Origin of the sequence: Paenibacillus germinis, from assembly GCF_013141785.1 — a bacterium.
Lineage (GTDB): Bacteria > Bacillota > Bacilli > Paenibacillales > NBRC-103111 > Paenibacillus_E > Paenibacillus_E phytorum.
This window is the reverse complement of record NZ_WHOC01000081.1, coordinates 1-26,742: the sequence shown is the minus strand read 5'-3', so window position 1 is coordinate 26,742 and position 26,742 is coordinate 1. Positions and strand designations below refer to the sequence as shown.

The following is a 26,742-nucleotide window of genomic DNA, read 5'->3' as shown; positions in this document are numbered from 1 at the left end:
TGGGAGAACAACGATGTTTCTATTAAAATTATCAGGTTCTACAAGAGTACTACGGAGTTTCACGATTCGTTTGTTAGTGGGATTAATGTTATTTAGTTTGTTCTCGTCTTCGCTTTCGTTGAATGCATCGGCAAGCGGAGGTAACGTTGGACCGGACGGCAGTCCCGGTTGGACCTATTGCGCGGATGAGGGGACGACTTGCGCCTTCTCGGGAACGATGGAAGTCCGATATTGGGGATATGACAATAACAGCCAGACCTCGATCGGCTATCGGACAAGCGTCGCAGCGAACAATATAGATTGTACAACGGCTGCTTTCGGCGGAAGCGATCCCGCGGACGGAGTCGTAAAAAAGTGCTACTACCGCGGCGTACAGTTAGACAGCGGGGGGATAACAACAAAGATTAGCGGACTCAACAAGATTGTTACAGTTAGCTTTAGCGTATATGCCTTGCAGGCGGGAACCGCGGATGGTTTGAAGAGTAAGATTACCGTGAAAAAGACGAGCGGAGGCAGCTTCGCGGCGTTAGGTCAAGCCGATACGGTGGTGAATGCAACCTATACCCCTACATCGAGTACGCTTGAGATTCATTTTGAAGATACTGTAACTGGTTCGGAAAATGCAATTCGAATAGATGGCGGTGCGTTCGTAGATAGCTCGGGCGCTCTATACAGTCAATCGATCGAGATTGCCCCGCTCCGATTTGCCCCGCCCGTTCTCGTCCCCGACGCGACCGATAATTATACCATTAATGACATTGAGATCGTGTTTGCGGACGATCCGCTGTGGCGCGGGGCGATCACGGCAGTATGGAACGGGGGATACTCGTTAATCGAGGGGACGCAATACGTGGTCACGCCAGGTCTCCTTACGATCAAAGCCGGCATGCTTGCCAAAGGCACTCATAACCTCCTGATCAAGGCAACGGGGTATTCGGAAGTGACGGTGAATCAATCCGTCATCAAGTTTTACGAAGGACCGGAATCGGGAACGGGTACGGAAGCCGATCCGTATATCATTGCAACTCCCGAACAATTGGATGGCGTTAGAGAGAATATGGGGTACCTCGAGCATTATCGGTTGAAAAACGATATCGATTTGAGCGGTTACCCGAACTGGGAGCCGATTGGCACCAGTAACGACCCCTTTTACGGACACTTGGACGGCAATGGGAAAATCATCTCGGGACTAACGATCACTAGCGTTGGCGGAAATGTAGGACTATTCGGGAGGACGTGGACGACTAGTTCGATTAAGAACACGAAGCTGCGCAACGTGAATATTACAGGTGGATATAGCGTCGGTGGATTGGTTGGCACCAATACCGGCATCATAGAAAATTGCTCCGTTACGGGGACGGTGAGCGGAGAATACTACGTCGGCGGATTGGTTGGCGGTAGCGGCGCAATGGAGATCAGCAACAGCCTTTCCTCGGCGGATGTGAGCGGATTGAACTATATCGGCGGCTTGGCTGGATCACTTGATGGAACAATCAGCCATAGCTATGCCACAGGAAATGTGAGCGGTCAAGAAGCAGGAGGACTAGTCGGTATAAACAGTGGAGAGATCCTTTACAGCTTTGCCACGGGGAATGTAACGGGGACGAATATGCAGGATATAGGCGGCTTGGTCGGATTCAACTTCATGGGAAAGATCAGCTATAGCTACGCCTCGGGGAAAATGAACGGAAGCTTTGGAGTAGGAGGCTTAGTCGGTTTCAATAGCAATGGAGAGATTAGCAACAGCTACGCTTCTGCCGCAGCTAGCGGAAGTTATGGCGTAGGAGGCATGATCGGGGTTAACAATAACAGTTCTGGCGGAGAGATTATCAACAGTTACGCGTCAGGTGCCGTGAACGGAAGAGAAATCTATAGCGGGGCTCTGGGTGGGTTAATAGGAAAAGACAACTTGGGAATCATCACGAATAGCTTCTACGACTCAGTAACTACCGGACAATCCGTATCTGCCGGAGGGGTAGGTAAATCAACCGAAGTCATGAAGGATAGAGCTACCTACGAAGAAGACAGCGCTAATGCTTGGGATTTTGCGGATTTCTGGGCAATAGATTCGTCGCTTAACGGCGGGTATCCTTACTTGCGAGACATTCAGGTATTTTTAACCTATGACGGGAATGGAAGTGCCATCGGGGCCGTTCCGGCCAGCGTCTCTTTCATGCCGGGCACGGTAGCTGACATTTATTCGGGAACCGTGGATTTACGCAAGACGGGATATCTTTTCGATGGATGGAACACGCAGGCGGATAGCCACGGTGATTCCTACTTGCCGGGGGATTCCTTCCGCATTACGTCCAATGAAATTTTGTATGCGAAATGGAAGTCGACCAGCGCGATAGCCACGCTGACTTCGACGATCGGGACCGTAAGCACGGGGGGAACGGCGAACGAAAGGATTACGAGCGTTCCGAACGGAACGACGTTAGCCGCATTCAAGGCGGCAATCACTCCGGCCGCGGGAGCCTCGTTTGAGATCTACGATGCGGACGGAACGACCGTTGCGACCGAGCTTGCAACGGGCAAGAAGGTGATCGTCATCGCCAAGGATCGAATCACTACGGTTACGTATGCGGTGATGGTGAGTGCGCCGATAAGCAGTGCGGCAACGCTGATCTCGACGATCGGGACCGTAAGCGCGGGAGGAGCGGCTAATGAAAGCATCACGAAAATTCCATACGGGACTTCGTTAGCTTCTTTCAAGGCAGCGATCACGCCGGCAACAGGTGCAACGTTCGAGATCTACGACATGGACGGAACGTCCGTAGCGATCGAGCTTGCGACGGGCAAGAAGGTGATCGTCACCGCGGAGGACGGGTTAACGAAGGTGACCTACACGGTGTCGGTGAACGCAGTGGCGCAGAGCGGATATAGTGGAGGCGGTGGTTCGCCAAGTGATACTCTCTTAAGATCGACAGATGGCAGGCTGACGCTTCCGGCAGGTAAAGCGGGAGAGGTTAGCTTGGGCAATGAAGTCGTCGTCTCGATCCCGGCCAATGCGACGGACAAAGAAATAAAAGTCACCATCGATAAAGTAACGGACTCTCAGAAACTTCTCGTGAATAATGAAGTTCTAGTCAGCGCGGTATACGAGATTCTGAAGAACTTCCCGGAGAACTTCACGAAGCCGGTAAAGCTGATCTTCACCTTCGATCCGAAACAAATAAAGGGGAATCAAAAGCCCGTTGTCTTCTACTATGACGAAACGAAGAAGGAATGGATGGAAGTCGGCGGTCTGGTAAGCGGCAATCAGATCACCGTAGAAGTAGATCACTTTACTAAGTATGCGGTATTCACCTTAAATCAAGGGGAAAAACCTGGTAAGGAGCCTTCGGCCGACTTCAGCGATATCTCCGGACACTGGGCGGAGTCAAGCATCAAGCAAGCGGTTAGTATTGGCCTTGTTAATGGGTACGCCGACGGAACGTTCAAACCGAGCAAATCCGTGAGTCGAGCCGAATTTACTGTCATGCTGATGAATGCGTTGAAGTCGCAAGAAGCGGGCACGGAGTTGACTTTCACAGATACCGAGAAGATCGGATCCTGGGCCCGGAAAGCGGTAGGGCAAGCGGTACAAGCGGACATTATTAATGGTTATAAGGACGGCTCATTCCGTCCGACCGCAGAAATTACGCGCGCCGAGATGGCAGTAATGATCGCGAAGGCGCTAAAGCTATCCATCGTGCCGGACGCCGAAACCGGATTCTCGGATGACAAGAGCATTCCGTCATGGTCGAGAGGCGCAGTAGCCGTAATAAAGGAATATAACCTTATAGAAGGAACGGGCACGAACCGTTTCAATCCTATTGAGCAAGCAACGAGAGCGGAAGCCGTAACGGTTTTGATGAAGATGTTGGCGCTTAAGGGTAAGTAGAAAAGCCGCGTGGGATCAACACATCCAGTCTAATACTTTATTTTCCTTGAACAAAAGGACTCATACTAGGCGTGGTTTCCAGATCGATTGTAAAAATATGTTGAAAAATGGAAGATCATATGATATTTTAAATGTATCGTTTTATTTACTCAAACAAATATGTTTTATTTGCGAAGAACGCAAATTTCGGATGAATGTCCGGGATTGCGTTCTTTTTTGTTTTGGCGAGAAAACAGGGGGTGAGGTTTTGAATCGCAGGAGAAGCCTGCTTATTAGTTTGGTTGCTGCGGTTATGGCGGGGTTGCTTGTATATGGGGTGTATGTCATGCAAGTGAATCAGGTCGAGCTGCAGCAGACTGTTCAGATTGCGGTTCCGAAGGATTTTATTCGGGCCGGTGTCTTGATTCGTGAGGATATGGTGGAATTTAAAGCTGTTCAGAAGGGCAGTTACACAGAAGGCATGATGACGAAGCTGACGGAGGTGGTTGGGCTGGAGACGTTGATACCGCTTGGTAAGCAAGAGCCTATTTTGAAATGGAAGGTAAATCGTTATCATCTGCTCCCCAATGAGCAGCAGGCTACTTTTCAAATTCCTAAAGAATATTTATTGTCAGTTTCAAATGGTATTCGTGCCGGGGATCGTGTACGTATTTATCTGTCTGGTGCTGATGGCAGCTCGCGTAGGCTGTTCGATGAGAAGGAAATTACGGTTGCTTCCGTGAAGTCCTCGGCGAATGTGGAGGTGGATAATCCGAAGAGTTCTAATCTGCTCTCCAAGGTGGAAGGCGATAAGGAAAAGATGTATGCTTCCCGATTGGAAGCGAATGGCGCTATCGACCAAATCAACCTTAATTTAGCGGAGAGTGAGTGGCTTCAGATTGATCAATTATGCAGCTCGAAGAAAGCGAAGTTGGTTATCGCGTTTAGCTCCTCTTCTATTTTGGCAGAAGAATGAAAAGGTGGACGAGGTCGGCGAGAAATGAAAGGAGGTATGAGATTTGCATATAGGACTGCTATCAACGGATCAACGATTAATTGATGAGATTACGAATGTGGTTTATTCGAAGCCATTAAACTGGATGATCTGCTCGGCTGCTGATGATTTACGTAGTAAATTAACGGAGATGCCTTACTCACATACGATCATTTCGGATCGGGAGATGGATTTTGGGGATTTTGAAGAGTTTCTTGAGGAGTTACAACACCAGTACGTAGGTTTAAAAATCATTGTCCTGCTCTCGAACTATCATGATGCTTCCATAAATGAGAAATATTTGAAAATGTGCAAGCTGATGAAGCTTGATTATGTCCAGCCAGGGCGCAGCACTGCTGTTATTGCTGATGATATTCGGGCTTGGGTTGATGGTTCTGGGGTAGATCATGTGAATCAACAATCGTCAGGCAAGTTAATTACTTTCATCGGCTCAACGCCGAATATAGGTACGACTTTAGCTTCATTTGGTGTAGCACATGCGCTAGCTCTTGAGACATCTATGAAAGTAGGATACTTGTGTCTCAATCTAAAAAGCTCTAAACTTCATCGTTATTTAGGGCGAGACGAGCATGTTTTTACGTTGGATGGTCTGAGAGCGGAGCTGAAGGCGCAAAGTCTCACACCGGAAAGGCTGCAGCAGGTATGCGATAAACCGAAAGAGGCACATGGGCTTCATATCTTATATGGGAATATGCTTCGAGAGCAGGCGGAGTTTTTTACACCATCGGAGATTATTCATTTACTGCGTGTGGCTCGAGGCACTTTTGATGTATGCATCATAGAAGTTAGCGCTTATTGGGACAATGCGGCGACGGTTTGTGGACTGCTGGAAGCAGATAGCAAAATTGTGGTAACGACAGCGGATATCGCCCATTTTCAAGAGGATTTTTCGAGGTGGATCAGACAGGTTGGCGCTGTTTTTGGTCTTCAGCCGGATGGCTTTGAGTTAATGGCTGTTCAAACGGAACGACATGCCAAGCATAGCGAGTTCACGATTAAAGATATTCGCAAGGAAACACAACTGCATCTGATTGGTCAAGTATCTAGGCATGCTGATGCGCTATCGCGTTGTAATCAAGGCAAACTGTTGGACATGTTCGTGCTGACCCACGCCATGCATGAGGAGGTTAGGGCGGTTTCTCGAAAATTCATTGATTACTATAAGCTGCCAAGGAAGGTGAGTTTACGACAAGTAACATGGCTGCAAAAGATGATAACAGGCAGACGTGCTGCAACTTAAATCAAGCAGGGAAGAGGTGAGGGGAGTGAGTGAAGAAAGGTTTTCAATCATTACATACATGCATGAACGCAAAAGCGAGGGCGCAGTGGTTGATTTGACTTCAAGTACTGAGCTGGAAAAGAGAAGAGGATCAGATTATGGCTCAGTGAGATCTGGTTTTGGGGCAGAGCAGGGAGGGCGGACTCTGGGCTCTGTGGGAGAAGATGAAGATGGCGAGGGAAGTCCAAGAGCTGTCGGTGGAGAAAGACCTGAACGGCAGATGCAGGGGGATGTTCTTTTTAACCAGTGGGTACAGGATATTCGTAGTGAACTTGTTTCGATGAAGGGCAGGACTGAGACCGAAAAGCAGCTGTATAACGAGACGTTGAATCGTGCGATTCTTGGTTATGAGGAGGATCGAGGCAAGTTTCTTGCGATTATCCATGATCTAGTTTCGAAAAGAAGACTTTCGGATGTGCCTCCGAGGACGAGTGGATATACGACTTTGCCGGAAGCCATTTTTGCAGAGATTATTGGGCTGAACGTTCTTGAACTTGTACTAAAACATAAGGAGGGACTTGAAGAGATTCAGGTTGTGGGGAGACAGATTTTTGAAGTGCGCGGTGGGATGGCAAAGCCGTCTGCCTATTCGTTGCCTTCTGTGCATGAATTAGAGAGGATACAGCAGAATTTGGTTCTGTTTAACAATGATACTTTGAATCCCAGGAAGCGATGGGCAGAGGTTGTTCTTCGGGACGGATCCCGCGTTACGATGACTGGGTTCGGGTTCACGGCTGAACCGACATTAACGATACGTTTTTACACAATTAAGCGGTTTGATTTAGCGTCCCTTGCTGCTGTGGAATTAGCCACGATGGATAAAAGGATGGAGAAGCTGATTCTGATCTTGATCCGATCCTATTTCAATATGGTGGTTATCGGTCCTACCAACTCTGGGAAGACAAATTTAATCAAAGCGATTATTGCCGAAATGGACGATAATGAACGAATTATTACGATCGAATCGAGATTCGAGTTGAATTTAAAGCGCGATTTTCCGCATAAAAATATCGTCGAATACGAAATTGACGAGGAGGATCCGAGGCATTCTGGGCTGCAAGCTTTTAAATTGGCATTAAGGCAATCGCCAAAGCGCATTTGTCATGCTGAAATTCGGGATGATGACGCGAACCTTTATGTGAGGGCTTGTACGCGGGGTCACGAGGGCAGTATTACTTCGGTTCATGTGAGTGAACTTGAGGATGTGCCTGATGCGATTACAGATATGTGTATGTTGGATGGCAGGGGGATGAATCCACTTCGTCTAACGAAACGGATTACAGAGTTTGTGACACAAATCGGTATGGAGATGGCTGTCGTTGATGGAAAAAGAAAGATTGTGCGAATCGTCGAATATCGTTATGAAAATGAGGAGGTTTGCGTCACGGATCTCGCAGCTTATGACAAGTCGACAGATGAATGGACATTTCCCGGGAAATTGTCGCATCATGCATCGCGGAAAATAGTTAAGTACGACAAAGAGGGGTTTGCTTTGTTGAGGGAACTCGGATTTATTGAGAAAGAAGGCGAGTCTTAGCCATGATTTTCGCCAAATATGTCTTTCTCTTGTTGTTATTTGTTCTAGTTTTTGTACTTATTCAATCGCTTTTACATGTACTTATCCGACAACGCAAAGCGAGATATAGGCTGCATTATGTCAAAACCTCCACGTTCGTCGCTAGATTCAGCGAATATTTGGGAAATAGGAGCTCTTTATTTAAGCATATAAAGGAAATGATGGAATCCGTCGAATCCAAAATGAGCATGCGAGGCATTATGACAGTTAGTTTCGTTTTGTTTTTAGTAGGATTGTTGGCGGGGATGTTGTTTTTTCAGACGTTAAAAGGGGTCGTTATCGTTACTTCGATCTGTGTTTCACTTCCTTATATGCTGCTTCGGTTGAAGCTGGTCAGTGTCAGACTGCAAACTCGATTGGAGTTTCTTCCGGCCGTTGAAGTGTTCTATCAGTATTATATGGTGGATCCAAATAAAAATATGAAAATGGCTCTTAAATATTGTTTAGAAGAGAATCGAATTCTTTATCCGATCAAGCCCGTATTTGAACAATTATATCGTAATCTCATGACGCAAAGGGATACGGAGGAGAGCTTACACATTTTCTCACTCACTTTGGGCCATACATGGGCCGATTATTTTGTCGGAGTCATGCGTGTTGCTTTGACGGAAGGGAGCTTTGTCGGTGAAAGTTTAAAGGATTTGATTGTCGATATGCGGAAAGCGCAGCGATTCGATCAGTTGGAAAGAAATCGACTTTTGGAGATACGTATTGCTAATTTTACGCCGATATTATTTCTTGCCTTATTCTTATTTATTAATTTCAAGGTAAACACGGAGAACGCTTATTTGTATTATATTGTTGACCCTGGTGGACGAAACATGATTCTGGATGCGCTTCTCCTCATTTTTGTTTCGTTTTTAATGGGCATGTACTTATCTATGCGTAGAATGTGAGGGATTTGCTGCAATGATTATTGAAAGCACGCAACTAGCTAATCTGCAGATGGTTTCTAATTTGCTGCTCTTTCTTCTTTTTATGACTATTTTTTATCACTTTTTCATGCATATGCCTACACGTAAGAAGAGATGGAGATCACTACATGTCAAAAGAGCACTGCAAGAAACAAAACTTCCTTCATGGATGTTCTCATGTTTAGGGATGAGTGCGAAAATCGTGGAGGAAAAGCGTCAACTGCTGCTAGGGTGCGGTATTTGGATGAATGCAAACCTGTATGAAGGTGTGAGAAGGATTGGGATAGGTGGCGCACTTTTGCTCGGTGTAATTGCTTATTTAGCTCTGGAGTATCCGATGCTAACTTTGTATATACAGCCGATTTATGTCATGGTTGGGACTGCTTGCGTACTCATTTTTTTGTTTTTTGACAAAAAGGTGCTGGCTCAATTAAAGGAAAAACGAGCGCATCGAATAGTCCGTGAGATTTACGTGATTAGTCATCATCTACTCTATTACAACGATTCTGGACTGAATTTACACGCCAAGTTATCCTTATGTGTTTCACAGACGCGCTCGATCCGGTCGCACTTTCAGTTGATGTTGAATGAATGGTATCAAGGCTCGGAACAGGCTATTAACCATTTTAAAATCAGACTTGGGACAGACGAGGCACACAGCTTTGGGGAAACGCTTAATGCTTTGAGACTGAATGAACATGGCAGCTATTACGAGTTGTTAAAGCAAAGAATTCAGGACTACAAAGAAAAAATGGAACTGGTTCGAGACAGTAAAAAAGAAACTGTGTCTTATCTTTTGTTTGTATTAGCAGGACTGCCGATTTTGAACACATTTCGGGTATTCATGTATCCATGGATCGCTGAAGGTCAACGATTATTTAATGCGATTAACTAAGGAAAGAGGGAAGTTATGAGAAATATTTTGATCACAGTTATGATGCTAATTGTTGTGGCATTACTATTTACATCGATTATTAATGATGGGTCGACAGGGATGAGGCGGAATATTTCGACGCACGGAACGCAGGCAAATACGGATATTACGGCATTAAGGCCGTAGTGATGGCAGATTTGCTGTGAGATCGATCCTCGTTACGGTGATGTTGATTATGGTGGTGATTGTCATATATAACAGTGTGGTTGGTGGCAGCACAGGTACTCGGAAGCAAGTAAGCAACAGCGGAGCAAGGATCAATGGGACGATTGAGCGGATTAACCCATGAAGCAGATTTTGGTGTTTATCCTATTTGCGACTTTGCTTTGTTGGTTTATGTTTGCTCCTGTTTATAAGCATGTCATTATTGTTCGGCAGGCTGTTTTGCAAAAAGAAGTCGATTATTTGCTTGAAATCGGTGCTAATGGCAGGCACGGTTATATTAATAGCACCATGATTCAGGATTCTAGAGATCGGATGGCGGAAAGAGGCTTCATTCCCGGAGATCTCGTTTACACGGTAAATACGACTACAGGGGTCGGAGGAATGGATCCAGGAATGCCCGTTTGGCGAGGAACGGGATTGAGTTTGAAAATGACATATCCGTATCATCGACTTTTTGTCATTGATCAGCTTGTCGGAATTACGGTCCCTTCCGGATCGGATCGTATGGGGGCAACAGGCATGAAGATGAGTGAGTATGTGCCTTAAGGGCCTGAGGTGATGTCTTGTATAAACTGCTTTTAATCGTCTTGATGAGCGTCGTCTTTATGTCGCTATATGGGCTGCAAACGGATGAAGAATTGGCGATGCATACGCTCTTTCACGGGAAGCATGCATTGAATAACTCGGTGCATGCGGCGGCTCAGCAAAGTGATCAAGTAAAGCTGGCAAGCGGTATTCACAGTATTGATGAGACAAAGGCTAGAGCTGTGGCCATGCAATATTTGCAAGCTAATTTAAGATTAAATGGAGTGAACGATCCGCTGCCGAATACGTTTTTGCGCAGCAGGGTTGTCGTGGAATTATTTAAGATTATTAATGATAATGAGGTATTTCCTTATACGTATATGGATGCGGGAAATGGCTACACCGTAACGCTGGATCGTCCTGGTGTGATTATGTTTATTCGCTTGGAGTTTCCGCGGACTTATACGGTTTTGCAGCCGATAACTTGGACGATTAAGTCTTCGGCGGAGATGGTATTTTGAATTGCATCGATAGAGGTTATTTCATTGTATAATGAGAGGGTGAGGTGTGAATTCAGGGTTACGAGGAGAGATACATATGACAATTTTCCAGCAACGGCAGCAGGCGCTGCAGTGTGAGATGATCCAGCGGGGTTGGTCCGGCTTCTTGGTCACGAACAACGTCGATATATATTACTACTGCGGATCCATGCAGACGGGGTATTTGTTTATTCCGGCGGAGGGAGACGCACTTTACCTCGTACGCCGAAGTTTGGTCAGAGCGGAGGAGGAAGCGTCAGCGGCCGTGGAAGCGCTGGGGTCTTTGAAGACGCTGGGGGAGCGACTTCGCGCGCGCTGCGCGGATGGATCCGCGGCTTCTGGAGTGATGCGGATCGGGACTGAGCTGGACGTGTTACCCGTCCAGCTGTATGTAAGGCTGCAGGCCGCGCTGCCCGGCGCGGCCTGGGAGGACGGCTCGCTGCTCGTGCGCGAGCAGCGGATGATCAAATCGCCGGACGAAGTCACGGCGATTCGAGCGGCAGCGCGCGTCGTCGACGCAGCGTTGGAAGCAGTCATCCCCCACATTCGTGAGGGGATGGCGGAGTTTGAGCTGATGGCGCTCATTGAGCATCAGCTCCGGCTGCGCGGGCACCAAGGGCTGATGCGTATGCGCGCGTACAATTCCGAGTTGATAACCGGAATGGTAGCGGCAGGCGCGACGGCAGCGGTGCCCACCTATTTTGACGGGCCGGCCGGGGGCACGGGGCTTCACCCGTCCAGCCCGCAAAGCTCGGGCCGCGCGCTGATTGGGCGCGGCGAACCGATTCTCGTCGATATCGGCTGCTCGATCGACGGCTATCTCATCGATCAGACGCGCACGCTTGTGATCGGCGATCTAGACCCTGAGCTGCAGCGGGCCTATGACGTGGCGGAGCAGGTGCTTCGCGCCACGGAAGCCAGGCTGCAGCCTGGCGTTATTGCCGAGCATCTGTATCTGCTCGCGTTGGATCAAGTGCAGGAAGCGGGGCTAAGCGCCCACTTCATGGGGTACGGCGCCGACCAAGTGAAGTTCCTTGGTCATGGCATCGGGCTCGAAATCGACGAACTGCCTGTACTCGCCAAAGGCTTCAAATACCCGCTGGCGCCTGGCATGGTCATCGCGATCGAACCCAAATTCACCTTCCCCGGACGCGGGGTGGTTGGTATTGAGGATACGTATTTGATTACCGAGAATGGATATGAAAAACTGACAATTTCGAGAGACGGTATTCTCCGAGTATAACTAATTTTCCATAAAAGAGAGACTGGCGGAAAATCATGCTAGTCTCTTTGTTTTTAATTAACAAGCAAGTATACTTGACCCATATGAAAATCATAAGGGGACAATGGACAATGAAATTGAGATATTTCATACCACAAACGTTAAAGTACAAGCTGTTCTTAGCTTTTTTACTTGTTATTCTGCTGCCCATCATCATCCTAAATATGACCCACGTTCAAAAGTTCGAGACGTTAATGAGAGAACAAGTTAGCAGTCAAAATCTCGAGCAAATGACGACAATTACATCCTCACTTGGCAGTTTATTAAGTGTTTCGGAGAAGACCTTTACTCTGATTGAACAGGATTCTTTCGTAACAGCGATTTTGAGAAACCCCGAAGCGGCGGGGTCTTATGCCTCCTTCCAACAAAGACAGAAAATTGAAGAGAAGTTTAATGCCATTAATAATAGTGTTTTTATCGCTAATTCGTATGTCTACTATACTGTTCTTGATGCGGAAGATCATGTTTACACATCATATGGACCTACTCATATATTAAGCCACGCTGCTCTTTCGGCAATGCCAGTGATACAGGATGCTTTCCTTGGAAAGTCCCTTTCCAAATGGCAGTTAGAAGAAGGCGGGCTAACCTCAGCCTTTGGTATTCAACCCTCATTATTGACTATGTATAAAGGATTGCGAGACGAGAATAATCGGGTATATGCCGTTGTAAGAATCGGCGTTGACTATCAAAGCTGGCTTCGAAGTGCTATTCCAAGCCCGATGAATGATGAATTGTATGTATTGGCTTCCGCAGAAGGAGAAATCTATGGGCGCAGCAATACATCCAATGCTCTTGCGCTGCCAAACCCAATGAATACGTTAGGTTGGGAGCCGACTGGAAGCAAAGTCGAGAATGACCACATCATTAGTTATTCTAAAATTCCGAGCTTGAATTGGTATCTAGTCAAGAGTATCCCAACTAAATATCTGTTCCATAAAGTGAATCAGCTTCAGCAATCCTACTTTTTGACAACGCTAATTATTGCCGGTTTGTTTATTGTCATGACCTTTCTGATCTCGACCACGATCACAAGGCCACTGCAGCTTTTGCAGAGAAAAATGTCTGATGTCGTGAAGCGAAACCTGAAGATTCAATTGCCTGAGGAAAGCTATAAGGGGGAAATTCTAACCTTTATTCAGGCTTTTAATAAGATGGTCAGAGATGTGGAGAGTCTTCTTAATCGGTTAAAAGAGGAAGAACGCCACAAGGAGGCTATGCGGTTCCAAATGCTTTTATCACAAATGAACCCGCACTTTCTGTTAAACACGTTAAATACGGTGAAATGGCTTGCCATTGAACTCGGTAATCATCAAATTCCTGAAGTATGCGAGTCGCTCGGCAAGTTATTGGAAGCAGGAATGCGATTGGATGTGGATTTAATTCACCTGGAGCATGAGATTGAACTTGCCCAAAGATATATCCGTATTCAGCAGCTTCGCTATGACCGCGAATTCGATGTTCATATCACATTTGATCCTGAGCTTCGCCATGCGCTTGTTCCTAAGTTGAGTTTGCAGCCGCTAATTGAGAATAGTATTTATCATGGGTTTGCTAAGATCGAGAGGGCAGGCAGCATCCAAATTAGAGTTCAAAAACAAGAAAATAAGCTTGTTATCGAAGTGGAGGATAATGGTGTTGGAGTAAGCAACGCAGCGTCAACCACCGGTACAGGAAATGGTATTGCCTTGAAAAATCTCGAAGAAAGACTCGTGCTCCTGTTTCGAAAAGAAGGAACTTTGGCGATAGCATCCATGCCCATTGGGACATTAGTTCGCATTTGCATTCCGTTCTTGTTGTCTCCACCCTATTCGAAAGGAGAAAGCTTACATGTGGACAGTTCTCTTGGTAGAAGATGAAGCCTTCGTGAGACGGAGTATCCGAAAGGGAATGCCCTGGGAGGAAAATGGCTTCAAGGTGATAGAGGAATGCGGAAATGGACAAGAAGCCTTGGAATTCATCAGGAATAAAAAGCCGGATTTGGTTATTTGCGATATTATGATGCCTGTCATGAATGGTGTAGAGCTTCTTGCGCAGGTTCGCCGGGAGAATTTAGGAACAGCCTTCATTATGCTCACTGTCATGAATGATTTTGAGTTTATCCAGCAAGCGATGGAGCTAGGGGCATCGGGTTATGTGCTTAAGCTTTATTTGACTCCGGAGAAAATGACTGAGGCGCTGACAAAGGTAAAACGGGAGTTAGAAAGAAACTTGCGTCTTATTTCTCAAGAAATAGACGATTACTGTGAGATTTTATATAACGAACCTAATGATCAGGTGCGGACGATTGAAAGCCCGGCTTTTATTCGGGATTCTTTTAACCCCAATCTACTTATCCTTGTTTTGCATGGACAAACCATTTTTGATAAGCCAGATTTGCTGCAACTGCCTTTATTCGACACGGAAATGAATGCAAGGATGCATCTTTTTACCAGGATGGGGATGACCACTGTCTTCTGCTGCGTTCCTGAGGAAACAAAGATTAGAATAAGGAACACTGAACAGCGTAGCGATTTCGTTGTTTTAATCTCAGAGCGGTTGTCGGATGAGGATATTCATACGGTTTGGAAGACCATGGTTTCTCGGTTGAGTGAACTATGGTATGCAGGTAGATCGGGCATTTTCTTCCACCAGCCCAAAACCTTGATGTCTAATGTCTATTCCAACCTGCCTTGGTCCTTGGAGAAGAACTTAATCCAAGCTTTTGAGCAGATGAACCAAGGGTTACTTGATCTTTCATGGCAGGAAATCTGGTCGTGGATGAAGGACGTAGAACTGTCTTTGCTTCGTGTAAAAGAAATAGTGCTGCGTTTAGATCGCAAATTTGCAGAGCTCGCATTCATGACAATTGACCCGTCGAATGCCTTTGTAGAGGCTCTTTCTCATAGGGAGGCGGGGACTCTTTTTAAACAGAGAATCGATATGTACATGGCACAATGGAAGGCAACGAACTATGAGGTTACGGATCATGCTGAAATCAATAAAGTCATTGCCTATATGAATCAGCATTTTGAAGAAGAGATGCCGCTGTCCCTGCTTGCTGGTATTGCAACGATGGACGATAAATATTTAAGTGTCCTTTTTAAGAAAAAAACCGGTAAAACCATAACGGAATATATCATGGGGCTGCGCATTGAAAAGGCTTGTCATCTGCTGCTGCACACGGATCAACCTGTTGCTCAAATCGGGGCCAATGTTGGTTTTGCCAATGAGAATTACTTCGCTCGCATATTTCGTAGAGAAGTCGGGATGCCACCGAGTATTTTTAGACAACAAAATGCGAAGTTATGAAGAATCAAATCAAACTTTTGTGCTAAAAGAACAATACATTGTTCCTTCGAACCCTAAAAAGCTGGTGATATAGTTGATTTGTAACCAGTAAGGATATGAAATACAGGAGGGTCAAATGATGAATATGAAGAAAACAACGCTAAGTCTACTCTCAGCGGCTGTCGTGTTGGGAGTTGCTGCAGGCTGCGGTTCATCGGGTGAGAATGCCGCTAAGAACAGTCCTGCTGCTTCTTCAGAAGCTAAGAAAGCAGTCACGCTTACGATGTGGGGGGGCGTACCAGCCGAATCCGGCCCGCAGTTGGTTGTTGATAATTGGAACGCAAAGAACCCCGATATTCAGGTGAAATATGAGCGTTTTGTCAATGATGATGCCGGCAATCTGAAGCTTGATACGGCTCTTACGACAAATCAAGGTATCGATTTATATGTCAACTATACCTTATCGGGTTTATCGAAACGTGTTGATGCTGGAACAGCACTCGATCTTAGTGAATTTAAAGACTACAATATTGACGATAAAATGGGCACCGATGCAAAGGACTGGAAAGTAAAAGATAAGTATTACGGTCTTCCAACCAAAAAGAATGTATCTTTCGTTTGGTTGAACAAAAATGCACTCGATGAAGCGGGGCTGGCCGTTCCTGCGTTAGATTGGACGATGGCCGATTTGCAGCAATATGCGACGAAGCTTAAAAAAGGCACACGTTGGGGCTTTACACAACATATCTCTGCGTATCCTAGCTTCTTCGATGGCACCAATGCGGGAGCAGGATTCACGAAAGCAGATGGCACATCTAATCTCGATGAACCAACTGTTCGCAAGGCCTATGAGGCCGTATTTAACATGATGTATACCGATAAGTCGATGCCCTTGCTAGGCGAACAAATTACGAGTAAGATGCCGACAGATACGATGTTCCTAAAAGGCGAAACAGCTATGCTGGGAGCGGGCGAGTTTATTTTCCGCAGTTCAAACAACATGAAAGATTTCCCGCGCGACTTCAAGATTGCGTTTGCCACCGTTCCTAAAGTGACGAAAGAACAGTCATCATTTAAATATCCGGGAGGACTTGGCGACGTTATTTCCATTAATCCAAACTCGAAGAACAAAGAGCAAGCTTGGAAGTTTTTGAAATGGTATGCCGATGGTGGAATGATGCCGCTTGCTGCCGGCGGACGAATTCCTTCTTCTAAGGATGCGAATGTGGAAGAAGCTATTAAACTACTCCTTGGAGACAACGAGAAAACCTATGATGTAGATTCGCTCAAAAAGGTTGTATTCGGCAAATTCCCTACGTTTACAGCAACGATCCCGCAACAGGTTGTAGATGCGCGAAGAGAAGAATATGAGAAATATTTCTTGAAGGCACAATCCTTAGATGACACCCTGAAAAATACGGTCAAGCGCCATAACGATTACTTATCCAAAAATAAGAAATAAGCAAGAAAAATGGGGGGATGCATCAAGAAAGAGGCACCTCCCTTTTTTGTTCAAAAAGGAGTGGTTGATTGCATGAACTGGGCAAAAAAACAACAGAGATTAGGGTACTTGTTCATTTTACCTAACATGCTTGGCGTCATATTATTCTTTGTAATCCCTGCCATATTCTCGCTCGGGATTATGTTCACGAATTATAAATACACATCGCCGGATATCGAATGGATCGGCCTCGACAATTTCAATAGATTATTTCATGACCCTGTATTCTATGTTTCATTGAAGAAAACAGCCTTATTTCTTGCTGCTGTCCCTGTCTCAATAGGATTAGCCTTTCTTGTAGCTCTTGTATTAAATCGCAGTGTGTATGTAAAGAGTCTGCTTCGGGCTATGTTTTTCATGCCTTACATTACGAGCGGTGTAGCTGTAGCTTTTGTATGGATGCTTTTGTTTCAGCCGTCGCAGGGACCTATTAACAGCTTTCTTCGTTCTATTGGCATTGATAATCCGCCAGGATGGATGTCTACGACGACTTCTTCGATGTACGCCATAGACATTATTTGGATTTGGTTTCTTCTTGGTTATAATATGATCATTTATTTGGCAGCGTTTCAAGAAATACCGCAAGAACAACTGGAAGCCGCAAAAATCGATGGAGCTAGCTCATGGACGACGGTTTGGAAAATCATCTTTCCGCTAGTTAGTCCCTCTACGTTCTTATTAATGATTACGGGCTTGATTACGTCGATGAAGACGTTTGGCATGATTGAAGCTGTTACGCAAGGCGGACCTGGCGGCAGTACAACGATTTTATCCTTATTTATTTATCACAATGCGTTTCGTTACTATGAAATGGGCTATGCTTCTGCCATCTCATGGGTCTTATTCGCTATCATCTTCTTGATCACGATGATTCAATGGGTTGGTCAGAAGCGATGGGTTCACTATTAAGTAAAAACCGGAGTTGAGACATATGGAGATAAAATCGACAAAGTTACTATATACGATTGCCATGCTGATATTGGGTCTTTTTATGATTTTGCCGTTTCTTTGGATGATAAGTACATCTTTTAAAACACCCAATGAAGTGTTCCAGTACCCGATCCAATGGATACCCCAGAAGGTGACGTTTGAACATCATATTAAAGTATGGACAGGCAAGGAAAGCTTTCTTATTTATTATATGAATTCGTTGAAAATAGCTCTGATTTGCATGGTTGGAGCTACATTCTTATCCTCCTTAGCGGCTTATGGATTTTCGCGAATAGAGTTTAAGGGGAGAAACCTGCTCTTCATGTTCTACTTATCTATGATGATGGTTCCACCGCAAGTGTTATTTGTTCCCAAATTTATTTTGTTTGATAAAATAGGGATTTATAATACGCATTGGGCACTTATTCTTCCTGGCTTGTTTACCATTTTCGGGGTATTTCTGATGAGACAATTTTTCATGTCAGTCCCGCAGGAGATTACTGAATCTGCTTTTGTAGACGGGGCTGGTCACTTCCGTATTTTCTTTCAACTCATGCTGCCTCTGGCCAAACCGGCGTTGGCTACCTTAGCGATTATTGATTTCTCCTGGCACTGGAATGACTATGAGAATGCCCTCGTTTTCCTGCTTGACCGTGATCTGTATACGGTCCCGCTGGGCATGCAGAATTTCATACTAGAATTCAATATTGACTATAACGGGATGATGGCAGCTACTTCTGCTGGCATTGTTCCCATGCTGCTTGTATTTCTTATTGGACAAAAATATATCATTCAAGGTATTACGGGTTCCGCGGTAAAAGGTTAGGGATAATAGGAGACCTACGTTCCCTTGAAGCGCTCATTTATTACTGAAAAAACCCTAGCCAGTAGCTAGGGTTTTTCAATCTTGATTTATAGGATGAACCATTAGATTTTCTCAATTACCTTATCAATCAATCCATACGTTTTCGCATCTTCAGCGGTTAGGAAGTAATCACGGTCTGTGTCTAATTCAATCTTCTCGATCGGCTGCTTCGTTGTTTCAGCAAGGATACGATTGAGTGTTCGCCGTGTTTTGAGAATGTGCTGGGCACGAATGTGAATATCGCTGGCTTGGCCTTGCGCGCCTCCCCATGGTTGGTGAATCATGACCTCTGCGTTAGGGAGAGCGAACCTTTTGCCAGGTGCACCTGCCGTTAAGAGAATGGCACCCATGGATGCGGCCATACCTACGCAGATGGTGGAAACATCAGGCTTAATGAAATGCATCGTATCGTAAATCGCCAGTCCTGCAGAAGTGGAACCGCCGGGTGAGTTGATGTAGAGAGAAATATCTTTCTCCGGATCTTCAGCGGAAAGGAACAACAACTGGGCAACAATCGCATTGGCCACTTGATCGTTAACCTCCGTGCCAAGGAACACAATGCGATCTTTGAGTAGTCTGGAATAAATATCGTAAGAGCGCTCGCCGCGCGAAGATTGTTCGACAACCATAGGTATGAAACTCATAGGAATCATCCTTTCATTTTTAAGTATTATATTTAAGAAGCTTTGCTTTGGACGGTATGACTGTGGACAGTACGTTTTTGACCAAAACCAGAGGATACCATGATTAAACGGATCGGTTCTTCGCCATGGGTGGTTTGAAATTCACGAACGGTGAAGGTAGCTTCTGATTCATTAGGCGAGGTGCCTTGACGACGATAAGAGTCGATCGAGATCACGTTGCTTCCTGAGGTTTCAGGAGTACGATCAACGGCTTGCTCCCAAGCAATAACAGGTGTTGCAGGTACTGCGTCATTCTGCGGTTTACTTGTTTGTTGTTCATGATTCATGGCGTTTGCCTCCTCATTCTTTCGGTTTGGGATATACGGCTAACAAGACTTGATAGGCATCATTTCCGTCTTTGCAGCCCGAGTATCGATCCACCAATTGCTGCACCATGGCAGCGTACTCCTCAACGAATGTTTGCCTTTGCTGTTCATCAGACAGATGGACCTGCAGCTGTAGCGTTGCACTTGGAATTACTTCGCCCACATCGGATTGCTCCATAAGCAGCATCGCATCTCTTCGAATCCGCTCGGATGTGGTCACAAGGTGAGCCAAAGAGCTCTGGTCCTTCAACCTCTGCAAGGTTTCAGGCTTCATACTTAACGATTCGGCCAGTACGAATGTTTTGGCTATCGCTCTGTATAAGACTTCGACTAGATTGCGCACCTGACGAGTGCCAACACGTTGAACCAAGCCTGCTTTTTCCAAAGCTTTGAGGTGATAGTTAATGCGTTGGGCCGTTTCCCCGAGTGTTCGAGCCACTTCAGCAGCTGAGCCAGGTTCCAGCAGCTGAGCAATGATCTCCCCGCGAATAGGGTTCAACAAGACGGTAGCTTGCTCTGGAGACTCGATGTAATAGCTGTCTTGAATATCTTTTAGCATGGAGTGGATAGCCTCCAATACAAAGTATGTGTTACGTAAAAATATTTTATTACGTGGAAGATGAAATGTCAATGGGCGGGGTGAAAGCTTCTTGTTGGCTGACAAATAAGTTTTGAAGTAGACAATAAAGTTTTGAAGTAATTAGGCGTTCACTCTACTGGGTGAACGCTTAATTATTTTAGCAGGGTGATGAGGTGACTATAATAAATGAAACGAATCTTTCTTAGGCGGTTTTTGTTGTAAGGTGATAACCCCGACTGAGGGACGGGCATGATAGTTGAAGATCAATTGCGGAGAACCATAACACAACTAGGACGAAATTTTCGAATAAAGCCTTGCAGGATAAGTTTGGCGCTAGCAAATCTTAGGGTTTTCTCTGAAAATGAGAAGATCCTTTCTTCTGTTCTAATCATACAAAAAGATGTCAGATGCACTTTATGACCAAAAGAGATAGAATAAAATTATTAGTAAAACACACTCAGCACCAAGGACATGGGGGATAAAAAGATTTGAATGAGGCATATGAGCTGCCGCTAAGATCGTATATAAAGGCGAATGCGATTAATATCCAACAATTTTTTTCCATAGCATTGCAAGTCATGGAGATGCTTCGAGAGCGGCATCAAAACGAGGTTGGCTTCTTTCAAATCACCTCGGAAAATTTATTTGTACGCTTCGAAGACGGGCAATTGACGCTTAGGCGGGGTCAGCAGCAGCAAAGCTCCTCCAATGAAGGGCTTGCCTACATTTCGCCAGAACATACAGGCCGTATGAAGCGGAAAGTTGATCTGCGCAGTAATTTGTATGTAGTAGGTATTCTTTTTTATGAGCTGTTAACGGGAGAGCTTCCGCTAAAGGCAAATTCGGCTAGTGATTGGATTTATGCCCACATGGCCATGAAGCCAGTCCCGCCTCGGGTGGTTAACCTCGATATTCCGAAAGTGTTGAATGACCTTGTCATGAAGCTGCTTTCCAAATCAGTCGAAGATCGCTATCAAAGCGTGTACGGTCTCCTTGACGATCTGAACAAATGCTCCGATCAATGGATCGAGAAAGGAACGATCGATCTCTTTCCATTGGGGGTAGTTGATGAACGCAGCCGATTTCGGTTGCCTGATCGGATTTATGGCCGGGACCTGGCATGGCAGCAGCTCATAGATGCGTATGAACGCTCCAGTTCTGGCTCCAAAGAGCTATTGTTTATCGGCGGTCATGCTGGAAGCGGCAAATCTATGCTGGTCAAAGCCTTTCAATCGCACGTGATGCAGAATAAGGGCTATGTGGTCTTCGGTAAATATGAACCGCTTCAGAAATCCAAGCCTTATGCCGCATTCGTTACGGCTATATCAGTTCTAATTCGGCAGATTATGGCGGGCGGGGAAGAGCAAGTTGCAAGGTGGAGAACGAAGCTGTTAAAAGCTTTAGGGCAAAGCGGAAGTGTTCTTACGCAAGTGATCTCCGAGTTAACTTGGATTATCGGGGAGCAGCCGTCGGCCGAGAATTTGTCTCCATTGGAAGCAACAAACCGATTTCAGATGCTTTTTGGCAATCTCATCAAGGTCTTTGCAGACGAACTGCATCCGCTCGTGATCGGGCTAGAGGATTTGCAATGGGCGGATTCGGCCTCGCTTCAACTGATTCAGGATTTATGGAACCATGCCTCGCTTAAGCATGTGTTGATTATCGGGACGTATCGGGATGATGAACTTGATGTGAGGCACGCTTTCAGAAAGTTGGTTTTCGAACAGTCCGATTCCTTAGATATCGGTAGTCATTTTATGAACATCCATGCACTTGGACATTCGGACGTTGTCCGGTATGTCGCGGATATGCTGCATGACGATTTAAGTGAAATAAAGCCGTTGGCGGAGGTCCTCTATCGGCAAACGGCAGGGAATCCCTTTTATTTAACACAAATGCTGCAAACGTACTATGATCAAGGGCTGCTGTTTTTTAATTCCGATAAATTGAGTTGGAATTGGCAGATAGAGGAAATCCGGCAAATGGAAGGATTTCATGATGTCATTGATCTGATTGTGAGAAGATTAGAAACGCTTCCGGAGGAAACCCGTCAGGTGCTGGGTTTGGCAGGCTGTCTGGAAAGCTCTTTTGATCGTACTATGATATCAACCCTATGCGGGAAGTCCGCCAATCACACAGAGCAAATCTTGGTGCCAGCGGTAAGCGAAGGGTTGATCGTTGCAGAAGAAAATAGTTATAGGTTCTTGCATGATCAAGTACAAGAAGCCGCTTATCATCTGCTGCCGGATGATGAAAAAAAGCGGATTCACTTAAAAGTCGGACGGTTCATGCTGCGGTCTTTTCATCTGGACAACCCCGGTGATCGTTTGTTCGAAATCGTGCATCATTTGAATGCGGGCAGCGAGTACATGACCGACCCTGCGGAAGTGGACCAATTGGCTCATCTTAACCTTGAAGCGGGAAAGAAGGCGAAAGCATCCGCCGCGTATAGCCAAGCATTGGAACTATTGAAGAAGGGTACACGATTGACCCAGGGCGAGGGCCCATCCCGATCCAGCTCGCTTTATTTTGAGCTTGTGCTGGAAAGCGCGGAATGCCGCTATTTCTTCGGTGATTTTGACCAAGCCGAGATTGATCTGCTGCAGCTGCTTCGGCATGCCGAACTAGTGACGGATCGAACCCGCATTTATGTCATCCTGATCATGATGTATACGTTTTACAAGAAAGAGAAACAAGCCGTTGAAATCGCGCTGCAGGCGATGACGGAGCTTGGGATGGCGATTCCTTCCCACACTTCCCGCGGGTCCATTCTCGCCGAAATCGCCCGTACGCAACTGACGCTGGCCAAACAGCGCAATCAGTTGAAGGCATTGCCGATGAGCAACGATCCCTTGCAGCAGGCATTGGCGGAAGTCGTCATGGTATCATCTGCGGTTATTTTTGTTGTCGATGCGGAATTGGCCGTCATTATGTTCGCCAGGTATGTACGGATGTCGCTGAAGCAAGGCCTCGGCGAGGCGTTCTCCATTGCACTGGGATCGTATGCCATCACCATGGCCTTAGGATTTGGATGGTACGGGACCGCACTACGTTTAGCCGAGGTCGCCCGCCATTACGCTGAGCAATCGGACCGAATGCTTTTAAAAGGAAGAATCGAAATGATCAGGGCTCTGGTCTTACAGTTTCTTCACCCTCAAGAAATAACGCCTATTTTTGAAAAGGCGGTACAGCTGAGCACGGAGTGCGGTGATATGGTGAGCGCGGGGAATTCCGTATCCTGCCATATCATTGCAGCGGACGGGGATTTGAGACGATTAGAGCGTATTTGTAACACTTATGAAGAACAGTATGCGAACATGCTCGATGAAATGACGCTTAGGGTGCTGCAAATCTCCAAACGATACGCCCAGCTTCTGGAGCGGAAGACCGAGGTCTGCGAGTTGTCGTTCGACATCGGGAATGCACAAGAGGATCGGATGTTGAAGGAAGAGCTGCTGAGCGAAGAACATAAGGGAAATCGGTATTACTTCTACACGTGCAAGCTTGAAGTCGCGTATGTCTATGCCCGTTATGCGGAAGCAGCCTCATTGGCGGAGCATTCCAAGCACCTCGAAGCCAATATGTTGTTGTCTGTTAAACAGAGACATTGTTTCTATCATGCCTTAGCCGTCATGGCGATTTATCCCGAAGCTTCCGAACGTTCTAAACGCACCTATCGCAAAACGCTGCACCAGCTACTGAAACGAATGAAACGGTGGGCTAAAATCGTCCCGGATAGCACGTTATCCAAATACTACGCGATGCAGGCGGAATACGCTCGTGTGAATCACGAACACGGAAAGGCGTCGAAGCTGTATAATCAAGCCATTCATTATGCACGAGAAGCAGGCGAACCGCGAGATGAAGCGACTGCGGCGGAACTTGCAGCTAACTTCCACCTAACATTGAACGATCATCCTTTGGCGGAGGTGTACCTGCGGAATGCTTGCGAGGCTTATTTCAGGTGGGGGGCAACCGGGAAGTTGAATAGCTTGCAGGAACGCTATCCCGCACTTGCAGCACTTTCATTCAAAGAATGGGACGAAGCTGAAGTTTCCGATAGACGTACAGAGGAGGAAATGCAGCCGTGGAACAGTAATCCCCATGCTGAACTAGGAAAAGAAATGGATATGGAGATACTTCGGCAGGCCAATAAAATCCAATCCGGGGATCTGGCAGAAACGGAGTTGCTCGAGACCTTCCTTCAGTTGGCAATCCATAATACCGGCGCGGAGAGAGGACTGGTCCTGCTCAGCAAGCTAGGGGAATTAGTCATAGAGGCTCAGCAAGAGACTAACGGTGAGCTGGAGATCTCCATAGATAGGAGAGGCGATTATGCTTCTTCGGTCGTTCAATTCGTCATGAAAACGAGGGAGTCTGTTATTCTTGGTGAAGCACGAGATAGTCTGTTTGAAGCTGATCCTCATATCCAAGAGAAGCGGCCCAGATCGATTCTGTGTTTGCCTGTTCGTTACTTGGATCATCGGGACGGGGTCTTGTATTTGGAAAATAATTTGACCCCCGATGCTTTTACGGCAGAGCGATTAGAAGTGCTGGAAATGATATTTTCGCGACTGGTTTATCTAAGGCTATGGCAAATAGAGGAACATGGTGATTCACACACGGGGGAAAATCAAGCAAAGGAGACTCTGGTCGAATTGCTAACGAGTCGCGAGCTGGAGATTGTTCGTCTCATGGCCGAAGGATTGTCCAATAAACAGATCGCGTTGCATTTGGATATTACGGAAGGAACCGTAAAAAGCCACGCGAATAACATCTATGGAAAACTGCAGGTCAATAAAAGAGTGCAGGCAATCAAAAAGGCAAGGGAACTTCAGTTGTTGAACTAGTTTCAATCGGTCTCACGGACAATAGGCGGTTACTGATTTCATTAGGAAATCGGTGACGTCCTATTTCTAGTTTAATCAAGAAAAACTACGACTTTTTTTGACAAAAAAAGAGTTTTTTTTCGAGTCTATAACTTTCTATAGATGTGCCTTTAGTACTTTTAACCTAAACTCGATCTACGTGATAACAACAAAGATGCCCATACGAGAGGAAGAGCGATACAACCTCTGAATTTACGATGCAGGCAAATAACACGAGGGAGGAAAAAGTATGAGTAAAAAGGTAAAACAGATTATGGCTTGTGTACTGGCGTTTCTGTTGATGGCGATACAGCTGCCTGAATTGTCTGGGGGAATAGCTTATGCCGCTAGTAACAACATCATCAGCACGGTGGCAGGTACGGGGGTTGCTGGCTATTCGGGAGATGGGGGATCGGCGACGTTAGCTAAATTGAACGGCCCGGGTGGAATGGCACTAGACAGCAGCGGGAATCTGTATATTACGGATTATAGCAACCATCGGATTCGGAAAGTGGATAAGTCGACAGGGAACATTAGCACAGTGGCAGGAACAGGGGTTGCTGGCTATTCGGGCGACGGAGGACCGGCGACATCGGCTCAATTGCGTATCCCGCGTGGAGTTGCTGTAGACAGCAGCGGGAATCTGTATATTGCGGATTATGGAAACCACATGATACGGAAAGTAAATCAATCGACGGGGAAGATCAGCAAGGTGGCAGGCACGGCGTTTTTAAGTTCGGGGGTTTCAGGTTTTTCGGGAGACGGAGGACTTGCGACGTCGGCCCGATTGGACAACCCGGGTGACGTGGCTGTGGATAGCAGCGGTAATTTGTATATAGCGGATACTGAAAACCAACGCATACGGAAAGTAGATCAATTGACGGGGAACATCAGCACGGTGGCAGGCACGGGGACTATAGGCCATTCGGGAGATGGAGGAGCGCCGACGTCGGCCCAATTGAGCATGCCTCTGGGATTAGCTATTGACAGCAGTAATAATTTGTATATAGCAGAAAATGGAAATACGATTCGGAAGTTAGTTCTATCGACGAATGCCATCAGCACGGTGGCAGGCACGGGTGTGGGGGCTAGCTATAGTGGAGACGGAGGACCGGCGACGTCGGCCACTATGAGCAACGTGAATGACGTTGCTGTGGACAGCAGCGGTAATTTGTATATAGCGGATACTAATAACCAACGCTTACGGAAAGTAGATCACTCGACAGGGAAAATCAGCACAATGGCAGGCACGGGGGTTGCTGGCTATTCAGGAGACGAAGGACCGGCGACGTCGGCTCAATTGATGACCCCGACTGGAGTAGCTGTGGATAGCAGCGGTATTCTATATATAGGGGATTCGCTTAACCAGAGGGTTCGGAAAGTGGGGCAATCCAGCGATGCGAACTTGAACAGCTTGACGTTGTCGAGCGGCAGTTTAAGTCCGGGGTTCGCATCGGGCACGACGAGCTACACGGCTAGCGTAACGAACAGTGTGTACGACATCACGGTTACACCGACGGTAGCGGATAGCACTGCGACGGTGAAGGTGAATGGCACGTCCGTGACGAGCGGCTCGGCATCGGGTGCAATCAGCCTGAACGCGGGAAGCAACCCGATTACGGTCG

At 46.4% G+C, this 26,742-nt stretch carries 21 protein-coding genes; 18 read left to right on the top strand and 3 right to left on the bottom strand.

All coding sequences use genetic code 11. The features are described 5' to 3' along the window. Positions 1 to 13 precede the first annotated feature (13 nt). The 16 genes from GC102_RS16680 (at position 14) to GC102_RS16605 (ending at position 18,621) form a co-directional block, all read left to right on the top strand. Positions 14 to 3,886: an S-layer homology domain-containing protein gene (locus GC102_RS16680; RefSeq protein ID WP_171690546.1), complete on the top strand. Its 3,873-nt coding sequence runs from the start codon at positions 14 to 16 to the stop codon at positions 3,884 to 3,886. Positions 3,887 to 4,133: 247 nt separating this feature from the next. Further along, positions 4,134 to 4,841 carry a CpaB family protein gene (locus tag GC102_RS16675; protein ID WP_171690545.1) on the top strand — a complete coding sequence of 236 codons (708 nt, stop codon included), beginning with the start codon at positions 4,134 to 4,136 and terminating at the stop codon, positions 4,839 to 4,841. 43 nt (positions 4,842 to 4,884) lie between these two features. Further along, entirely contained in the window at positions 4,885 to 6,120 is a 1,236-nt protein-coding gene (locus tag GC102_RS16670; protein ID WP_171690544.1) for a CpaE/TadZ family protein, read from the top strand. A gap of 25 nt (positions 6,121 to 6,145) precedes the next feature. Then, positions 6,146 to 7,696 carry an ATPase, T2SS/T4P/T4SS family gene (locus GC102_RS16665; protein WP_312883301.1) on the top strand — a complete coding sequence of 517 codons (1,551 nt, stop codon included), beginning with the start codon at positions 6,146 to 6,148 and terminating at the stop codon, positions 7,694 to 7,696. 2 nt (positions 7,697 to 7,698) lie between these two features. Further along, positions 7,699 to 8,631: a hypothetical protein gene (locus GC102_RS16660; RefSeq protein ID WP_171690543.1), complete on the top strand. Its 933-nt coding sequence runs from the start codon at positions 7,699 to 7,701 to the stop codon at positions 8,629 to 8,631. Between the two features lie 13 nt (positions 8,632 to 8,644). Then, positions 8,645 to 9,544, top strand: a complete 900-nt coding sequence (locus GC102_RS16655; protein ID WP_171690542.1) for a hypothetical protein — start codon at positions 8,645 to 8,647, stop codon at positions 9,542 to 9,544. Between the two features lie 15 nt (positions 9,545 to 9,559). Further along, positions 9,560 to 9,709, top strand: coding sequence for a hypothetical protein (locus GC102_RS16650; protein ID WP_164484210.1), 150 nt, complete (start codon positions 9,560 to 9,562; stop codon positions 9,707 to 9,709). A gap of 16 nt (positions 9,710 to 9,725) precedes the next feature. Further along, positions 9,726 to 9,872 (top strand): hypothetical protein, encoded by a 147-nt coding sequence (locus GC102_RS16645; protein ID WP_164484208.1) that lies wholly within the window; start codon positions 9,726 to 9,728, stop codon positions 9,870 to 9,872. Continuing rightward, positions 9,869 to 10,294 (top strand): hypothetical protein, encoded by a 426-nt coding sequence (locus GC102_RS16640; protein WP_171690541.1) that lies wholly within the window; start codon positions 9,869 to 9,871, stop codon positions 10,292 to 10,294. Before GC102_RS16645 ends, GC102_RS16640 begins: the two co-directional genes overlap by 4 nt. Positions 10,295 to 10,311: 17 nt before the next feature. Further along, the gene (locus GC102_RS16635) at positions 10,312 to 10,794 is read left to right on the top strand and encodes a hypothetical protein (RefSeq protein ID WP_171690540.1); all 483 of its coding nucleotides are present in this window, start codon (positions 10,312 to 10,314) and stop codon (positions 10,792 to 10,794) included. A 76-nt stretch (positions 10,795 to 10,870) separates the two neighbouring features. Continuing rightward, entirely contained in the window at positions 10,871 to 12,055 is a 1,185-nt protein-coding gene (locus GC102_RS16630) for a M24 family metallopeptidase (protein ID WP_171690539.1), read from the top strand. Between the two features lie 110 nt (positions 12,056 to 12,165). After that, positions 12,166 to 13,953 carry a cache domain-containing sensor histidine kinase gene (locus GC102_RS16625; RefSeq protein ID WP_171690538.1) on the top strand — a complete coding sequence of 596 codons (1,788 nt, stop codon included), beginning with the start codon at positions 12,166 to 12,168 and terminating at the stop codon, positions 13,951 to 13,953. Next, entirely contained in the window at positions 13,925 to 15,385 is a 1,461-nt protein-coding gene (locus GC102_RS16620) for a response regulator (protein WP_171690537.1), read from the top strand. Before GC102_RS16625 ends, GC102_RS16620 begins: the two co-directional genes overlap by 29 nt. 115 nt (positions 15,386 to 15,500) lie before the next feature. After that, complete coding sequence (locus GC102_RS16615) at positions 15,501 to 16,826, top strand: ABC transporter substrate-binding protein (RefSeq protein WP_246320955.1); 1,326 nt, start codon at positions 15,501 to 15,503, stop codon at positions 16,824 to 16,826. A gap of 72 nt (positions 16,827 to 16,898) precedes the next feature. Continuing rightward, entirely contained in the window at positions 16,899 to 17,774 is an 876-nt protein-coding gene (locus GC102_RS16610) for a carbohydrate ABC transporter permease (RefSeq protein ID WP_171690536.1), read from the top strand. A 22-nt stretch (positions 17,775 to 17,796) separates the two neighbouring features. Beyond that, positions 17,797 to 18,621, top strand: a complete 825-nt coding sequence (locus tag GC102_RS16605; RefSeq protein WP_171690535.1) for a carbohydrate ABC transporter permease — start codon at positions 17,797 to 17,799, stop codon at positions 18,619 to 18,621. A 101-nt stretch (positions 18,622 to 18,722) separates the two neighbouring features. On the opposite strand, the gene clpP is transcribed toward GC102_RS16605, so the two are convergent. From clpP to GC102_RS16590, 3 genes are read right to left on the bottom strand one after another with little or no spacing between them, the layout of a single operon-like run. Beyond that, entirely contained in the window at positions 18,723 to 19,304 is a 582-nt protein-coding gene (clpP, locus tag GC102_RS16600) for an ATP-dependent Clp endopeptidase proteolytic subunit ClpP (protein ID WP_060649272.1), read from the bottom strand. A gap of 32 nt (positions 19,305 to 19,336) precedes the next feature. Continuing rightward, a complete protein-coding gene (locus GC102_RS16595; protein WP_171644946.1) occupies positions 19,337 to 19,630 on the bottom strand; it encodes a hypothetical protein in 294 nt (97 codons plus the stop codon). A 13-nt stretch (positions 19,631 to 19,643) separates the two neighbouring features. Continuing rightward, positions 19,644 to 20,228 carry an ArsR/SmtB family transcription factor gene (locus GC102_RS16590; RefSeq protein WP_060649270.1) on the bottom strand — a complete coding sequence of 195 codons (585 nt, stop codon included), beginning with the start codon at positions 20,226 to 20,228 and terminating at the stop codon, positions 19,644 to 19,646. A 509-nt stretch (positions 20,229 to 20,737) separates the two neighbouring features. Between GC102_RS16590 and GC102_RS16585 the strand changes: the two genes are divergently transcribed. Both GC102_RS16585 and GC102_RS16580 read left to right on the top strand, forming a co-directional pair. Continuing rightward, positions 20,738 to 25,099: an AAA family ATPase gene (locus GC102_RS16585; protein ID WP_171690534.1), complete on the top strand. Its 4,362-nt coding sequence runs from the start codon at positions 20,738 to 20,740 to the stop codon at positions 25,097 to 25,099. 268 nt (positions 25,100 to 25,367) lie between these two features. Continuing rightward, positions 25,368 to 26,742, top strand: a 1,375-nt coding sequence (locus GC102_RS16580; RefSeq protein ID WP_171690533.1) for an NHL domain-containing protein, incomplete at its 3' end; no start/stop codon positions are given.

What these genes read in the sequence shown, in the direction of transcription:
- GC102_RS16680 (WP_171690546.1), top strand. Translation starts at nt 14, where the DNA reads ATGTTTCTATTAAAATTATCAGGTTCTACAAGAGTACTACGGAGTTTC.
- GC102_RS16660 (WP_171690543.1), top strand. Translation starts at nt 7,699, where the DNA reads ATGATTTTCGCCAAATATGTCTTTCTCTTGTTGTTATTTGTTCTAGTT.
- GC102_RS16655 (WP_171690542.1), top strand. Translation starts at nt 8,645, where the DNA reads ATGATTATTGAAAGCACGCAACTAGCTAATCTGCAGATGGTTTCTAAT.
- GC102_RS16650 (WP_164484210.1), top strand. Translation starts at nt 9,560, where the DNA reads ATGAGAAATATTTTGATCACAGTTATGATGCTAATTGTTGTGGCATTA.
- GC102_RS16640 (WP_171690541.1), top strand. Translation starts at nt 9,869, where the DNA reads ATGAAGCAGATTTTGGTGTTTATCCTATTTGCGACTTTGCTTTGTTGG.
- GC102_RS16630 (WP_171690539.1), top strand. Translation starts at nt 10,871, where the DNA reads ATGACAATTTTCCAGCAACGGCAGCAGGCGCTGCAGTGTGAGATGATC.
- GC102_RS16625 (WP_171690538.1), top strand. Translation starts at nt 12,166, where the DNA reads ATGAAATTGAGATATTTCATACCACAAACGTTAAAGTACAAGCTGTTC.
- GC102_RS16620 (WP_171690537.1), top strand. Translation starts at nt 13,925, where the DNA reads ATGTGGACAGTTCTCTTGGTAGAAGATGAAGCCTTCGTGAGACGGAGT.
- GC102_RS16615 (WP_246320955.1), top strand. Translation starts at nt 15,501, where the DNA reads ATGATGAATATGAAGAAAACAACGCTAAGTCTACTCTCAGCGGCTGTC.
- GC102_RS16610 (WP_171690536.1), top strand. Translation starts at nt 16,899, where the DNA reads ATGAACTGGGCAAAAAAACAACAGAGATTAGGGTACTTGTTCATTTTA.
- GC102_RS16605 (WP_171690535.1), top strand. Translation starts at nt 17,797, where the DNA reads ATGGAGATAAAATCGACAAAGTTACTATATACGATTGCCATGCTGATA.
- clpP (WP_060649272.1), bottom strand. Translation starts at nt 19,304, where the DNA reads ATGAGTTTCATACCTATGGTTGTCGAACAATCTTCGCGCGGCGAGCGC.
- GC102_RS16595 (WP_171644946.1), bottom strand. Translation starts at nt 19,630, where the DNA reads ATGAATCATGAACAACAAACAAGTAAACCGCAGAATGACGCAGTACCT.
- GC102_RS16590 (WP_060649270.1), bottom strand. Translation starts at nt 20,228, where the DNA reads ATGCTAAAAGATATTCAAGACAGCTATTACATCGAGTCTCCAGAGCAA.